Source organism: Dictyobacter kobayashii (assembly GCF_003967555.1).
Lineage (GTDB): Bacteria > Chloroflexota > Ktedonobacteria > Ktedonobacterales > Ktedonobacteraceae > Dictyobacter > Dictyobacter kobayashii.
Map to the genome: position 1 here is coordinate 5,821,106 of NZ_BIFS01000001.1, position 14,622 is coordinate 5,835,727.

Consider the following 14,622-nt stretch of genomic DNA (forward strand, 5'->3'; position numbering starts at 1 on the left):
GCCCCGCACGTACAGGTCTTTTTTATTGTTGATTTATTTCTTGCCAAACGATAAGGGATAATAAAAGATGTTATTGTTGATTTGTCGGGAATAGAGGGAGGAAGCGGGGGCAAGCCCCGCACGTACAGGTCTTTTTTATTGTTGATTTATTTCTTGCCAAACGATAAGGGAGGATAAAAGATGTTATTGTTAATTTTTCGGGAAGGGAGGGAGGAAGCGGGGGCAAGCCCCGCACGTACAGGTTATTTTTATTGTTGATTTATTCCTCGCTAAGCGATTAAAAAAGAATAAAAGATGTTATTGTTGATTTGTCGGTAGGGGAGGTTAAAAGAGCGGGAAGCCCCCGCACGTACATTTTGGGGGGGTCAGGCGATGAGGCCTTGTTGGTGGAGGATGTCGAGGGTTTGGGTGGTTTCTTCGAGGGATTTGTTGAGGAGGGTGGCGATCTCCTGGGGGGAGCGGTAGCCGTCGATGAGGAGGTAGACGACGCGGTAGCGGTGGGGGAGCTGGCGGATCTGGTCGGGTTGGAGTTGGATTTTTTGGCGCGGGATGGGGTCGATATGGGGTTTGGGTTGTTGGATCGTTAATTGGGCCTGGCTGCTGGCGAGGTTGGATTGGAGCATGGCACGGTATTCGTTGCGGGCCGCTATGTTGGAGGTTTCGGGCGCGATAAGTTTCCAGTGGAGTTGGCCGAGGGGGGCGAGCATGGTTACCCAGCGTTCTCCCGGGCGCGGAGAGGGGACTGACAGGATGTCGAATGGTTTGCCGTCCTGGATCAGTATCTCGACGAAACCTGGTTTGCCGTTGATGATGATGTCGGCATGAAAGATGCCCGCGTATTTGTATGACGCGGCCAGGCGTAAAAGGTCTTCGTAGCTGACGTGTAACATATGCTTCAACCACCATTTTTATAGAATACTGCTCATTGACTATTAGGGCAACATATACGAGATGCAAATGCTGCATTGAGTTTGTGGTTATACAGTAGCATATTGCCAGCAGCAGTGAAACCCGTTTTTCTTTATAGAAAACTGATATGGTTTATCATTATGTGTCAATGTGTTTCTCTATATGTCACAACGGAGAAAACTTTTATAGGCTTTTAATGGTTTAGCTATGTGATATATATTGTGTTACTTTTTTATTATGTCAACAATAATGCGTTGTGTCTGGTCGATTGCTGTTGGTATTTGTTTTTTTGAGGCTATTGTATGTAACGCAGAGCCGCCATGGCACGGATTGGATGGCCTGGCTGTTAGCTAGAAGATAGATGAAGGATGGGCTATGTAATGTTCGTCCAGAGAATGAATGTACATCTTTCAGGTGTGGAGTGTGTGATGGGCGGCTGCAGCCTCCCATCACACACTCCACGCCTCTAACCCGGCGCCGCAGGCACCAAAGAGAAACAGTAAATAGCCCTGTAAAGGATGTACCCTGATTGGTCTGTTGGCCGTAGACGAGATATAATAGAGGGCAATAGAGGGAGGAGTGATTAAGTTTTTATGGTCTTAGCAAAGAATGGTAAAAGAGTTCTCTTATTGATGTCTCCGGCGACCTATCGGGCAGGAGCTTTTGTGCAGGCCGCGCAGCAACTTGGTTTGGACGCTGTGGTGGGATTGGATCTGCCAGAGACGCTGGCGGAATACTGGCATGTGCCGCTGGGTCTGGAGTTTGCGAATATCAGGACTTCAGTGCAGCGTATTGTTGAGTATGCACGCGAAAAACCATTCGCAGCGATCCTTTCGGTGGATGATAGTGCGACCGAGCTGGCTGCCTATGCCAATATGGCTCTGGGCCTGGCTAACAATTCTCCACAGGCCAGTGAAGCTGCGCGTGATAAATTACTAATGCGCCAATTGATGTCCGCTGGCGGCGCTCCCTGTCCTATTTTTCGTAATTTCTGGTTGTATGAAGATCCCGCATGGATTGCCAGCCAGGTCACTTATCCCTGTGTGCTTAAGCCACGTCGACTTTCGGGGAGCCGTGGCGTTATACGTGCCGATAACGCGGCTGAATTTACGGCCGCCTTTGGCCGCCTGAAACGCTTGCTGGTCGCCGAAGGAGCCTCAGAGCACGAAACCTCCATCCTCGTTGAAGATTTCATCCCTGGCTTTGAAGTGGCCCTGGAAGGCCTGCTGACCGATGGCCACCTGAAGGTCCTGACCCTGTTTGATAAGCCTGATCCTCTGGATGGTCCTTTCTTTGAAGAAACGATCTACATAACGCCATCCAGGTTGCCCGCGCAGACGCAGCAAGAGATTGCCGACTGCGTTGCGACCGCCGCGGCATCGCTGGGATTGCGTACCGGGCCCGTCCACGCCGAGTTGCGAGTCAATGAACGCGGCCCCTGGATGCTGGAGATTGCCGGTCGCTCGATTGGTGGACTCTGCTCAACGATCCTGGAATTTGGCTCGGGCATGTGCCTGGAAGAGCTCATCCTGCGCCATGCGATTGGAGAAGAGGTTGCTACCCTGGAGCGTGAGGAGCACGCGGCGGGCGTAATGATGATCCCTATTCCAGGCGCGGGCATACTCAAGGGAGTGCAGGGTGTTGAAGCGGCCAAGGCCGTACCCCTGATTACCGGTGTCGAGATCACGGCCCAGCTCAACAACCAGCTTGTCCCATTGCCGGAGGGGGCCAGCTACCTTGGCTTCATCTTCGCGCGTGGTGACACGCCAACTGAAGTTGAAGCCGCCATTCGCCAGGCCCACCAATGCCTGCACTTCGAGATCCGACGCGGCATCCCGGTCCTCAATCAAGGCAGCGCTAAATAAGGTAAAAAGCAACAATGCCATTCATTTAGGGGATAGATGAATTATTCTAATGTAGCGAAAAAAGAGCATTATGTCTTTTAAGAAAGAGCAGCAATAAAAAAGATCAGTACGTGCGGGTCTTGCCCCGCTTCATCCGTCCCATCTCGAACGAAAACAATAATTAATGCTATGGCTCGAATTATATACCTGCATATTGTTATTGTTGCTTTTGCGGGTGGGGGCGCAGGAAGCGGGGCAATCCCCGCACGTACAATTCGTTATTATTGTGGCTTTTACGAGTTGGCGGGGAAGTCGCTGGTAATGGCCCGGGCATAGACGGCCGGATCTACATTGCCGCCGCTGATGATGCAGCAGACACGCTTACCACGGAAGCGCTCCGGTTGGGTTAGCAGGGCACCGAGGGCCAGGCCACCGGTCGGCTCTATCTTGAGATTAGAGTAGAGGAAACAATAGCTTAAGGCCGCCATGGTCTGCTCATCGGGACCTCAACGATATCGGCCAGCCCACGCTGCAGTATCTCCCAGTTAAGTTTTCCCAGGCTAATGGTGCGTGCGCCATCGGCCACGGTCGCGGGTTCAGCCTCATTCTTCACCAGGTGGCCGGTTCGCAATGAACGTGCCGCGTCATTGCCGGCCAGCGGTTCCGCGCCCACGATCTCGGTCGTGGCCTCCAGGTAGTCTCGTGCCACCACGATGCCGGAGCTCAAGCCACCCCCGCCAACTGGAACAACAATCGTATCAAAAGGGCCGAGCGCCAGAATCTCGTGGCCCAGGGTTGAATTGCCCGCTACCACCCGATAATCATCATAGGCCTGCGCCCAGAAGGCATCCGGATATTGCTCCAACAACTGCGCCACGCGTTCTGCCCGGCTGATCTGGTGTACATCGATCAGGTCAACTGTGCCACCATAGGATTGGACGGCCGCTATTTTTACCTGGGCCGAGGTTTCCGGCATCACCACCGTGCACGACTTATCCAGCAACTTGCAGGCATAAGCCACCGCCTGCCCAAAGTTGCCCGAAGAAGCTGTCACGATCCGTGTCTGTGGCACGCTTGAAAGCAGATTATAAGCGGCCCTGAACTTAAAGCTACCGGTATGTTGCAGCGATTCGCTGGCGAGCGTTATTTCACAGCCCAGCTCCGCTGATAGGCGCGTTGCCAGCGTAAACAAGGTTGGGCGTATAAACGTTGGCAGCGTCTGCCAGACCTGCGCCACATATGCATTATTCAACTCTGGTGCTGATGGAAAAGAAGCAAGCATTGTACTACCCCATCTCTAGATTTTATTGGCTTCAAATGAAATTTTAATCTTTTAAGTATAAACTATTATGGTGCCTTTATGGCGTTCCCGGCACCCCTTCTGATTGAAACCACTATGAGATGCTCCCTTTGTGGTTTATCGTACTCGAATGGAGCTGGATCTGCAAGCGGGCGCTGGGGTAGATGGTTGTGGATGGGCTTGTTGTGAGGGGTTAGGATTTTTTGACGTATTTTCTTAAAAGAATTCAATGGGGAGAAAAAAATGCCAGGGGGAACATTTTTGATGGAAAAGTTGAGGGATAGCCTGTGCATGCACCTGTACGACGTGTGACGGCCAAGTATATCGCATTTCAGTATGGTGCGCTGTTTGGGCTGGGTGTTGGCTGTGTAGCACTCTTGCTGGTGACCTGTGTACCATGGTCAGATTTGCTCGTGTGGATGATTTTGCTGGTTGTGCTTTGGATGTTAGGAGTATTTGGGATCGGGGCCCTCAGCACGAATGTCACGGCCGATGCGGCGACCGGGGTGGCGGCAGGTTTTTGGGCGGGTGCCGTGGATGTCGTAATGAGCGTGATGCTGGTTGTCTATCTCCTGTATCGCTATCAGGAGCTTTTTTTCAATGTGCGCCAGACCTCGATCAAGGCCTGGAGTATCGAGTTCATCTTGCTCTATGGTTTGCCGCTAGTGTGGATATTTTTGATTGTGCTCGGGTCGGTGCTGGGTGCGCTGGGAGGGCATCGTTCCCTGCGGCGCATGGGAATGAAAAAGGATGCGCTGCCATTGCCTGCCCACCCGAGACGCGGTGTGGCCATCGTCAGCCTGCTGACTGGCATTGTTGGCGCACTAGCCCTGATATTCTCTTTTTTCTTGCCCGCCATCAATATCTGGCTGGTCTGTGCCAGCTTACTCCTCGCACTAATTGGAAGTATTGCTGTCATTGTGAATGAGCAGCAGTATATCTGGAAAGGGTGGGCGTATCTCGGCCTCTATCTGTCGCTGCTGGTAGCGCTGCTGGCGCTGCTACGCTTTGTATTGTGGCTGCTATTTTTTATGCATATTTTGTTGGGTTTCTAGAGCTATTAATTAATAAATACAAGGAAGGAGAAACTATGTTTACGCTCGATGCTGTCTCTCTGCGGCCAATAGATAGTGGGGATCTGGATGTGTGGTACGATTGGGAGCAGGACCTCGAAATATCTATGCTGGCAGGCTGGACGCCATTGCTGGCCAGGTCGGCATTTAAATATAAACACGAGCAGCGTATCAATGAGCCGCAGGACGACTTGAAGTATTTCGCGATCGATTACGCCGGCCAGTTTGTTGGCGTACTTCAACTGGCCTTGATTGATGATTGTGAGAAGCGTGCCGCGATCAGTATCGTCATCGGCGCGAAAGAGCACCGGGGACAAGGCATCGGGAGTATCGCCCTGCGCCTCCTGTTGGACTACGCCTTTACCGTACGCAACCTGGAGCGCGTATACGCCGAGGTATGGGGCTTTAACATCCCTTCGCAGCGCCTGATGGAGCACGTCGGTTTCCAAAAAGAAGGTGTCCTGCGCCAGCACGAGCTGCACAACGGTAAGCGCCAGGACCTACACGTCTACGGCATCCTCAAACCCGAGTTCTATGAGCGCTACGAAACCATCTTTAAGGTCGCCGAATAAAATATATGCGAGCTAGGCGCAAAAGCATCAATAAAAACGAAGCGTCCCCATCATAACGTAAAAGCAACAATAACAACGTTCTGTACGTGCGGGGCTTGTCCCCGCTTCCTCCGCTCCCAGTCGCAAAAGCAACAATAATAAAGCGATGTGCTCAACCAAATAGCTGCAAAATCTTTTTATTGTTAATTTTACGAGCGGGGACGTAGAAAGCGGGGGCAAGCCCCACACGTACAGATCTTGTTTATTTGGGCTTTTAATAATGGGAAGGGTAAAAGTAGAACAAGCCTGCACGTACGGGTGCGATGAATTGCTTATAGATGACGTTATGTATTGTAGTGTTTGATTAGAAAATTGCAGCTATAAAGTTAGATTTACCTGCCATATTTTGATGTGTTATACTGTGAGTGCGTCTGGATATATTGAGTCAAATGAGGAGACTGCTGTGGAGCAAAAGCAACACCGTGTGCACTATGATGAATTTGCCGAGCAATTCGTTTCCATTTTAGCTGAACACTGGTCTGATGTCCTTTTTATTATTAATCGTCAATCTCCTCGACTGGCTTCTCTATTACGTGTGGCATTGCCAACCACGCTCAAGCGTATGAATGGAGCCTGGCGCATCCAGATTATGACCAGGCGACTCTCTCAGCGAGAGGGATTGCAATCACCCCGCGATAATGAGATTGTCGCGCAGGCCATTCGACTCTGGGCGCATTCTTCGGCGCAGTTACGTTTACCGCGTATCACGGTTGAGTTTATTTTGTAGTTATTGTATCCTTTGTCGTAGCCAGGAACTGTCTGAGCACACCCACCACCAGTTCATGATCCTCTTGTTGTGGTAAACCGGAAACCGTCACGGTCCCAACGACACCCACGCCGCGAATGATCAGTGGAAAAGCACCGCCATGGGCCGCAAATTCGTGAGGGGAGATCAAATATTTTTCCTCAATCGTGGTTCCCGCTTGCTTAAGTGAGCGACCCACGAAGAAAGAGCTATGGCCGAAGCGCTGCACCACATTATTCTTGCGGCGAATCCATTCTCCGTTGTCAATGGCGGTCCCCTCCATCGCAAAATGGAAGAGCTGCAGACCGTGGCGCGTAATATCAATGGCGACCGGCTTGCTGCGGGTCCTGGCCTCCTTGAGCAAGGCCAGCCCGAGCTCCAGGGCCATGTCATTGTTGAATTGGGTAAATTGGATCTCTTCTTCCTGTTGCAACAATTCTTTTAATAATGCATCATCATGACTCATATGTTATGTTCGCCTCATTTCGTAGAAATTGTAACCAATTTGAGTATAGCACACCCACAGTCGACGGAATGGTTGAGTTTGCAACATGCAGAGTGTTCACTCGTAGTATTAGTGCAGCCATGAGAGAGTTATGATGTATCCCGGTAGCTCCACTTACTCTAGATTATATGCCTATATCTTCCTCCGAGGGACCACTGCCAGAAGCGCGTATATTGGTAGATATCAGGGAGCAGATAGCGGGTGTAGAGGCAGCTGGCGATCTATGTGTGGCTTGCAATGGCGGTTGATAGTGGCTGCTTAAAAAAACGTTTACCAATATTTAACAAAGCATTGGTAGTTGTGGCATCACTTCGTGCTATACTGGATTTGTTATAGTGAGTATTATGCACTAGCGGTAAATGCCATCCTAAACGCCGCTTATTCCACCTGTGGGTATCAAAAAAGAAGCGTTCGCGAGGGGCGCACCTACTGTGCAGGAAGGGAAGAAGCTCCCAACGATGGGCACAGCTACTTTAAATGAGGACGCGCAGCCCGACTGTACGGGTTGTTGAGTTCAGACAATTGGAAGGCAAGCTTTTTATGAAAAATAGGAACACCAATATGAATGGATCGGGTAATCATCGGGATAAGACCGCGACAGAGCGTTATAATGCCCTGCGCCAAAAAGGAGCCGTGACCGATGACGAGCGCTTGCTCAGTCGTCCGACGCAGCCACTGGTCAGCCCGAATCAGCCCGTTCCTAATGAGCGTATCAGAGAAGAGGAGCATGCCTTCGAGCGTGCGCTGAACTTTGATTATACGATGACAGATCCCTGGCGAGTGTTCCGCATTATGAGCGAGTTCGTCAATGGTTTTGACGTGCTGGCCCATATTCCCCCTCAATCGCCATTTTTGGTTCTGCCCGCACGAAGCCGAATGATCCGAGCTATGCAGCGGCTACCGAGACCGCGCGCTTGCTGGCCCAGGCTGGTTTTGGCGTGATCACCGGTGGAGGTCCCGGCATTATGGAGGCTGCTAACAAAGGGGCACAGGAGGGTGGCAACCTCTCAATTGGCTGCAACATCGAGCTACCATTTGAGCAAGCCTCGAATCCATACCTGGACATCTCATTGGACTTCCGCTACTTTTTTGTGCGCAAGACCCTGTTCATGAAATACTCAAGCGCCTTTATCATCTTTCCCGGCGGCTTTGGTACTATGGACGAGCTGTTTGAGGCCCTTACCCTGATCCAAACCCAAAAGGTCAGCAACTTCCCGATTATCCTCTACGGGTCCAGTTACTGGAATGGCCTGATGAGCTGGCTTCGTGAGACCATGCTCGCCGTCGAAAACATTTCACCCAAAGACCTGGATCTCTTGCTTGTCTCAGATGATCCACAAGAGATCTGTACCCTGGTCTGTGATGCCTACCAGCGCAACAGCCAGCTCGAAAAAATCGATCCCTCCCGCGAGACCTCGATCCGCTAAATTCGTATCGTCAAGGCTGGCAACGCAACCAACCCATGTCCAAGCAACCTGTATTCGCTCCAGGTTGCTTTTGTTGTGCCTGCTCAGCGAGGAAATAGGAAAAAAGGTTAGCCAATTCAACCATTTACACAGGTCAACCGTAGACTAAAACAAGTACCATAATAGTACAGATAAGCGTACAAGCACATTGTTCAAGCAGGCAGAGGCGAGCCCATGTAGGCTGGCTTTTGCCATATGTTATTGATGAAATTAAAGGTTCTTCTTCCATGCTACTATATAGCCCAGAAAATAAGGGTCGAATATTAACAATTGAACATCCAACCGAGAGCACACCAGCATTGATGGTGTTCTCTGGAAATGCAGGCCAGCTGTTGCGGGGCGATATTCCCACCCTGAACATTTTAAAGGCGATGCGGCAGCGTGCACACCGCAACGGGGTAGCATTCACCATGCATTTACAGGAAGCGGGCGCCATCAGTAAGCAGAGCGTGGGTATGACGCGCTTGCTTGAGGATGTGTTTGAAGACGAAATTACTATTTTTCGTTACGGTTCCGAAGAGACAAACGGCCAGGTCCGCGATGGAATGGACCAATATATTGTCTCCTCGCGGCACCTCGCGGTACGGTCGCGCAGCGCTATCCACCTCTCAATGGTTGAGCGCAAGGTAATGCGCCGCAACCAGCGGGTCGCCTTGAATACAAGCTATGATTTTATGCTTCCAAACGGCGAAATGGCCTACCTGGAGACCACTGGTTTCCATTATGATCTAGGGCTGACGCCGACCAGCACCCAGATCAGTCGCTTGCAGGCGGTTGAGACCAGGCGCGGCGTTGAGCAATTAATTCAAGACGACCTCAATCATCACACCAGTAAGGATCATGTAGGCTTAAAAGGACTGGTCACCTTCAGCGGAGACGGCAACACCCGTGGTTTCATCGGTACACGTTGGCAGATGGACCGCGTCGAATCGCTCAAGCTGGGTCTGGGGGATGGTGTCAAGGAGGCTACCGCTGAAATCAATGTAACTGCCAACCTGCCACATAGTATCCAGCAAGAATTCCTGGAAGAAAAGAACTCTTTTACCAGACTGGCCGGCCATATTGTCAACTCCGCCATCGATGCCATCGATGTCACGACCGGCAGCAAATGGGGCGAACGCAAGCTCGACCATCAATTTTATCGCGACTTCACCATCAACCCCGAGGGCCTGCTGGTCCCGTTGCACCGCTTTGACGTAATCGAAAACAACGTCTTCTACAATTTTGCTAACGCCGACCACTACTTTATCAGCACCCTGTTTGGCTATCACGCAAATCCAGGGTGCGCAACCGACTAAGCCGGTTTAGCAGGTGCTGAGGCAGGTTTGAAGAGAAACCAGAGATGCCGGGAAGAAGCGGCTTTAGCTTCTTCCCCGGCATCTTATTGCGAATTCAGCATTGAACTGATGGGTGCCAGAATGTGCTATGTGCTAGCTAATGAATGGTCATTAATTAGCACGGGCCAGCGTAGGTCGTAAACGTGCCCAGATAGGTATACTTGCCATCGATAGCTATCGATGGTTGTTGCCGGGCAAAGAAGGAGAAGAACACTTCATCCTGTAGATGGTAACCATTGACGTCGAAACCTACACCAACCAGGGGATCACCGACCTCCAGAATGTTAGAGCAACCGTACTGGGGCTCTGAAGGCACGCTCCAGTCAGGCACGATGTTGTTGGTGAACGGATCATTGTACCACTCAGCGATCTCATGGCTCAGCGCATCTGTATTGGCGAACAGATTAGGATTGGTGGTACGCAGGAGTCCGGTATCGCCATACTCAGCGTAGGCATAGGTCTGGATAGCTGTGTTATCCGCATTGGGAATGGCATTGTGATAGCCACCAATGCAGCAGCCACCCTGATCGGTGCCAAGAGTGTTGTAGCTGATGAAGATTGGTAGGACGCGGGTCGAGATATGATAGTTCTGCATGTAGGCTACCAACTGAGCATCCAGGTAGTTGATATCCACGCCAGCCGCTACTTTACCAGTGCGCAGATGGAGCTCCTGGCCCTGGTCTGCCGGGACATTGAGTGAAAGCGTTGGGTAGCGGACAGGTGGTGTCAGCCATACATGGTAGAAAAGGCTTTTGGACACGCTGGTCCAGAACTCAGCACGCTGAATGGCATCTCCATACTGGGTATAGCCACTCTCATACTGAGCAAATTGGAAAAGTGGGGATTTGGCGACCGCATCAGCCTTTGTCGATCCATCATAGACGACGCCGTCTGAAAGCGTGATTTTGATCGGAATCAAGATCGTCGGGACGATAGTAAGAGACGATCCTTTGCTAGGATCTTTGCCAACCATGCTGTATGGGTAGTTCTGCCCCTGGTAATTGAACGATGATGTCCAATAGGGGATGGTTTTGATCTGGTTCTTCGCACTAGCTTTTGCTGCGTTGGTTGTGGCAGCTTTTGCTGGCGTCGCGGAGGTGGTATCAGGGGCTGGCTGGCTGTTCTGGATGAGGCTCTGACTGACCTGTGATACAGGATGCCAGTTTTGGGGCTGACCATCGATTGTATCATTGGTTTTGGCACTGGCGACCGAGACGCTGGCAACGAGCATCATACAGGCAAGCAAGAAAGGAAGAGCCAGGCGCGGAAGCGTCCGTGTGCGTGAAGGGAATAGATTCCTCGACATTGCTTATCGATTCCTTTCGACAAATATGGTAGTTGAGTACACAAAAAGATGTGGTTGAGTTCACATACTACCCCAAAAAAGAGATAGAGGCTGGCACCCTTTGTTTATGAACTCTTGCACACCTAGTATGCCATAAATCTTGCTATAATGCTACTGGTTTAGGACATTCGCAGGGCTTTTTAATGTTCCTCTTTGGCGCCTGCGGCGCCGGGTTGGGGGTGTGGAGTGTGGAATGGGCGGTCGCGGCCGCCCACTCTACATCTGAAAGAATGGACATCTTCTCGTTGTTATTACGGTATTTGTTTTTGATTGGGAAGAGAAGATGGGCCCGGCACCAGCGCGTGAAGGCGCTGGTGCCGGGGGAGGCTGGATGGGATGATGGTTTAGGTTATGGATGTACCCAGGAGTACGATCCTGTGTCGTATTGGAGGCCGCCTTTTTGGTAGGTGAACGAGTAGTTGACTGTGTTGCCCGGGTTTACGCCGCTGGCGGTGTATTCCCAGCGCGAGGTGCCGCTGTTATAAGTCATGTTGACGTTTTGTTGTCCACCGCCCGCAACCGTGTAGTGGACAATGACATAGCCGGCTGTCCAGCCGCTGGGTTGGAAGGTGAACTGCGCCTGATTTGATCCGGTGCTATTTACCGCCTGGGCAAAGCCTCCGTTTGGAATCGGGGTGGGCGTTGGCGTCGGGGCTGAGCCGAAGGTATAGCTATAGGAGCCAGTATCGTATTGGAGTCCGTTCTTTTGGTAGGTAAACGAGTAATTGATAGCCTGGCCTGAGCTCAGGCCTCCCACTGTGTATTCCCAGCGCGAAGTACCGCTATTATAGGTCATGTTGACATTTTGCTGTCCGCCGCCCGCAACGGTATAGTGGGCAATAACATAGCCTGCTGTCCAGCCATTCGGTTGGAAGCTGAGCTGTGCCTGATTGGTGCCAACGCTGCTGGCACTCTGGGTAAAATCGCTGCCTGGCGTGGGTGTTGGTGTAGGTGGAACAGGCGTTGGTGTGGACCCGCCGCTAGAGCCACCCGCCACCGATACCTGTACATTGTCGACCAGCATGGATGCTCCGGACTGGGTTGCGGATGTCGGTCCGCCACCGAATGCGCCGGGGAAGCCGCCGCCCATCGCGAGGTCAAAGATGATGAAGAAGCCGTGGTCTACTGCGTTCGACCATGTTGTAGGATCAACTTGATTGGCATTGACTGTAAAGTAATTGACGCCATCGAGATACCAGCGAATCTGTTCGGGTGAAACGCTTCTATCCACAATCATGGAGTACGTATGAAAGCTGGTCTGACAGCCAGGACACGCATGCTGCCCACTGCCGATGCCCGTTGTTTCATTGCAGGGGCCGCCCGGATCGACGCCACAGTGGAGGGTACCGAAAACCGAGCTCAATCCATTAACATCCTCCAGGATATCGATCTCGCCATCCTGGGGCCAGTTGTGATCTACGCGATACTGTGAGCCAAGCATCCAGAAAGCCGGCCAGTAGCCAGCCGCTGCCGCCCAGAGACATTGGGTTGCTGGATCGAGGCGCTTACCTGTAGCTCACCGCCGACAGGAGCGGCAAAATCTGCCCGCTGCGACTCGATACGGCCAGAGGTCCAGTTGCCACTGGCATCCCGGATCGCCGTAATTTTGAGGTGGCCACTGCCATCCTGCTGCACATTCGCCGTACTATTCGACATCGTTTCGATCTCGCCCGTGCCCCAACCTGTCCCGGTATCATAGAGCCAGTTGGCTGTATTGACGCCAGTGCCAGCCGCGCCATTGAAATCATCGCTCCAAACGGGCGTCCAGGCGGTGTCAGCATGAGCTTTTGTGCTGCCAGAAAAGATAAAGCTACTAATGGCTACCCCATCAGTGCCACGGTCAGTAGCAGCGCCACCACGCGCAGCGCCTTCGATGTGCGCTGTGGCTGAGAACCGGTCAACGGTTCTTTTTGAGGAGACATGTGCATTGCTTACCCCTTTCAAATGACAAATAGGAATGAGCTAAACAAAGATATTCTCATCTCCCGTGAGAGACGAAAGTATCAGGGCCATAAACTGATAGTCAGTCAGTTTTACAAAAAGAGTTAAATATATGACAACGGGACAACACGACAACGATTTTTCGGTACTGGTCGAGAATAGAGGAAGGCACTACGGGTATTCTGGCCAGAAAAGATAAAGATAGCTAGCGCTACGCATCAACTGTGAGCAGGTGAGGGACAGTGCTCGATGCGCGAGCGACCAGGTGGGCGGGCAGCTGGATACGCAGAGCATTGTCCCGTTGAAAATCTTCAACGGAATGCTCTGATCCATGGGGTACCGGTCGTGGTTTCGGCGCTTGTTCCGCCGATGCTTCTGATCAATCATCGTAATGAGGGCCTCGATGGCTTTATATCCCATCTCAGAAAATGGTTGTCGGATTGTCGTGAGAGAGGGTTTGATGTGAGCTGAAAGGCTATTGTCGTCAAAGCCAACAATGGAGATCTCTTCTGGAATACGTATGTCCCACTGTTCGGCTACTTCTAGGACGCCATAGGCCATCTGGTCATTGGCCACGAAGATGGCTGTGGGCCACTCATGTCTATCGCGTGAGAAGAGTTGCGTGGCGCACTCACGCCCACTGGCCGGCTCGAACGTCCCTTGAATCAGAAGGGATGAGTCGATAGCCATACCGGCATCCTGCAACGCCTGGCAATATCCCTGGTAGCGTTCGCGCGCGCAGTAGTAACTCTGGGGTCCTGAAATGTGGGCGATACGCCTATGCCCAAGGTCGATCAGATGCTGTGTCGCCTCATAGGCACTGGCGATATTGTTGACCCCAACCCAGGGGAGCGTTGCGGGCTCTACCTGGTCATCTATCGAAACGAGAGGGAAACCTTGTTTGAATCGATTGGTCAGCAGATGTGAGAGCTCACCGGGAAAGATAGCCAGCAGGCCGGCAACCATCTTCATGCCCATAATACGATCAAGCACATCAGAGTGGTTGCGCTCAGCGCCCATGCTGTATAAGACGATTTCGTAGGTGGTGGATTCAATATATTCAGCAACGCCATGTATAATCTCGGGCACTGCGGGCCAGGTTAGCTGAGGAGCGAGCACACCAATCAAACGGGAGTGACCCCAGACAGACCGATGGCGATGATGCTAGGAACAAAATCGTATTCCTGTACAACGCGCTGCACACGTTCACGCAGGAGAGGATTGACGGATGGATTGTGGTTGAGAACGCGCGAAACCGTTGCCTTTGAGACGCCAGCAAGGCGGGCGATATCCTGAATCGTCAATTTATCATGCATACTACTTCCTTGTCCTCTGCATATAAGATAGAAAATACTTTACTTTTGCATCATTGCATTCTGTACGCGCGAAACCTGTATGGTCTGTTAATGAAAATGTAAATCAGAAACCGGTTTCTGTCAAGGGTTCTGTGACGAATCTCCAGATTGCTCTAAAATTGCTTGTGTAGACATGTTTAGAGCGTTGAAGATCATAAGTAGATAGGTTACTCCTGGAGGAGTCATACAAG

15 protein-coding genes and 2 pseudogenes are annotated in these 14,622 nt (G+C 51.6%); 7 read left to right on the forward strand and 10 right to left on the reverse strand.

Features of this window, described 5'->3' with window-relative positions:
* Positions 1–365 precede the first annotated feature (365 nt).
* A complete protein-coding gene (locus EL645_RS25940) occupies positions 366–890 on the reverse strand; it encodes a hypothetical protein (RefSeq protein WP_126553600.1) in 525 nt (174 codons plus the stop codon).
* Between the two features lie 612 nt (positions 891–1,502).
* Here EL645_RS25940 and EL645_RS25945 point away from each other — a divergent pair.
* Positions 1,503–2,774, forward strand: a complete 1,272-nt coding sequence (locus tag EL645_RS25945) for an ATP-grasp domain-containing protein (RefSeq protein WP_126553602.1) — start codon at positions 1,503–1,505, stop codon at positions 2,772–2,774.
* Between the two features lie 272 nt (positions 2,775–3,046).
* Here EL645_RS25945 and EL645_RS25950 read toward each other — a convergent pair whose 3' ends face one another.
* On the reverse strand, positions 3,047–3,241 hold the full coding sequence (locus EL645_RS25950) for a hypothetical protein (protein WP_126553604.1): 195 nt from the start codon (positions 3,239–3,241) through the stop codon (positions 3,047–3,049).
* On the reverse strand, positions 3,229–4,035 hold the full coding sequence (locus EL645_RS25955) for a threonine ammonia-lyase (protein ID WP_126553606.1): 807 nt from the start codon (positions 4,033–4,035) through the stop codon (positions 3,229–3,231). Before EL645_RS25955 ends, EL645_RS25950 begins: the two co-directional genes overlap by 13 nt.
* A gap of 305 nt (positions 4,036–4,340) precedes the next feature.
* On the opposite strand from EL645_RS25955, the gene EL645_RS25960 reads away from it, so the two are divergent.
* The 3 genes from EL645_RS25960 to EL645_RS25970 all read left to right on the forward strand — a co-directional run bounded on the left by EL645_RS25960 (position 4,341) and on the right by EL645_RS25970 (position 6,464).
* Positions 4,341–5,108 (forward strand): hypothetical protein, encoded by a 768-nt coding sequence (locus EL645_RS25960; protein ID WP_126553608.1) that lies wholly within the window; start codon positions 4,341–4,343, stop codon positions 5,106–5,108.
* Positions 5,109–5,143: 35 nt separating this feature from the next.
* The gene (locus EL645_RS25965) at positions 5,144–5,698 is read left to right on the forward strand and encodes a GNAT family N-acetyltransferase (protein ID WP_126553610.1); all 555 of its coding nucleotides are present in this window, start codon (positions 5,144–5,146) and stop codon (positions 5,696–5,698) included.
* 442 nt (positions 5,699–6,140) lie between these two features.
* Positions 6,141–6,464: a hypothetical protein gene (locus EL645_RS25970; protein WP_126553612.1), complete on the forward strand. Its 324-nt coding sequence runs from the start codon at positions 6,141–6,143 to the stop codon at positions 6,462–6,464.
* Here the strand turns inward: EL645_RS25970 and EL645_RS25975 are convergent.
* Entirely contained in the window at positions 6,454–6,948 is a 495-nt protein-coding gene (locus EL645_RS25975; protein ID WP_126553614.1) for a heme-degrading domain-containing protein, read from the reverse strand. The two genes, EL645_RS25970 and EL645_RS25975, sit on opposite strands and share 11 nt — an antisense overlap.
* A gap of 579 nt (positions 6,949–7,527) precedes the next feature.
* Here EL645_RS25975 and EL645_RS41400 point away from each other — a divergent pair.
* The 3 genes from EL645_RS41400 (at position 7,528) to EL645_RS25985 (ending at position 9,751) form a co-directional block, all read left to right on the forward strand.
* Positions 7,528–7,929, forward strand: a complete 402-nt coding sequence (locus EL645_RS41400) for a hypothetical protein (RefSeq protein WP_218032016.1) — start codon at positions 7,528–7,530, stop codon at positions 7,927–7,929.
* The gene (locus EL645_RS25980) at positions 7,836–8,414 is read left to right on the forward strand and encodes an LOG family protein (RefSeq protein ID WP_246035590.1); all 579 of its coding nucleotides are present in this window, start codon (positions 7,836–7,838) and stop codon (positions 8,412–8,414) included. The genes EL645_RS41400 and EL645_RS25980 overlap by 94 nt, the downstream gene beginning before the upstream one ends.
* 266 nt (positions 8,415–8,680) lie before the next feature.
* A complete protein-coding gene (locus EL645_RS25985) occupies positions 8,681–9,751 on the forward strand; it encodes a hypothetical protein (RefSeq protein ID WP_126553616.1) in 1,071 nt (356 codons plus the stop codon).
* Between the two features lie 154 nt (positions 9,752–9,905).
* Here the strand turns inward: EL645_RS25985 and EL645_RS25990 are convergent, their stop codons facing one another.
* The 6 genes and pseudogenes from EL645_RS25990 to EL645_RS26005 form a co-directional block, all read right to left on the reverse strand.
* Positions 9,906–11,096, reverse strand: a complete 1,191-nt coding sequence (locus tag EL645_RS25990; protein ID WP_126553618.1) for a hypothetical protein — start codon at positions 11,094–11,096, stop codon at positions 9,906–9,908.
* Between the two features lie 388 nt (positions 11,097–11,484).
* Positions 11,485–11,892: a hypothetical protein gene (locus EL645_RS45770; protein WP_443090043.1), complete on the reverse strand. Its 408-nt coding sequence runs from the start codon at positions 11,890–11,892 to the stop codon at positions 11,485–11,487.
* A pseudogene (locus EL645_RS46245) lies at positions 11,878–11,991 on the reverse strand (hypothetical protein); the annotation flags it as partial. The gene EL645_RS45770 and the pseudogene EL645_RS46245, both read right to left, overlap by 15 nt.
* Before the next feature lie 102 nt (positions 11,992–12,093).
* Positions 12,094–12,953 (reverse strand): annotated as a pseudogene (locus tag EL645_RS45775) (glycoside hydrolase family 16 protein); the annotation flags it as partial.
* 294 nt (positions 12,954–13,247) lie between these two features.
* Positions 13,248–14,195, reverse strand: a complete 948-nt coding sequence (locus EL645_RS26000; RefSeq protein ID WP_246035591.1) for a substrate-binding domain-containing protein — start codon at positions 14,193–14,195, stop codon at positions 13,248–13,250.
* A 5-nt stretch (positions 14,196–14,200) separates the two neighbouring features.
* Positions 14,201–14,392 (reverse strand): LacI family DNA-binding transcriptional regulator, encoded by a 192-nt coding sequence (locus EL645_RS26005; RefSeq protein ID WP_126553622.1) that lies wholly within the window; start codon positions 14,390–14,392, stop codon positions 14,201–14,203.
* Positions 14,393–14,622: the final 230 nt, after the last annotated feature.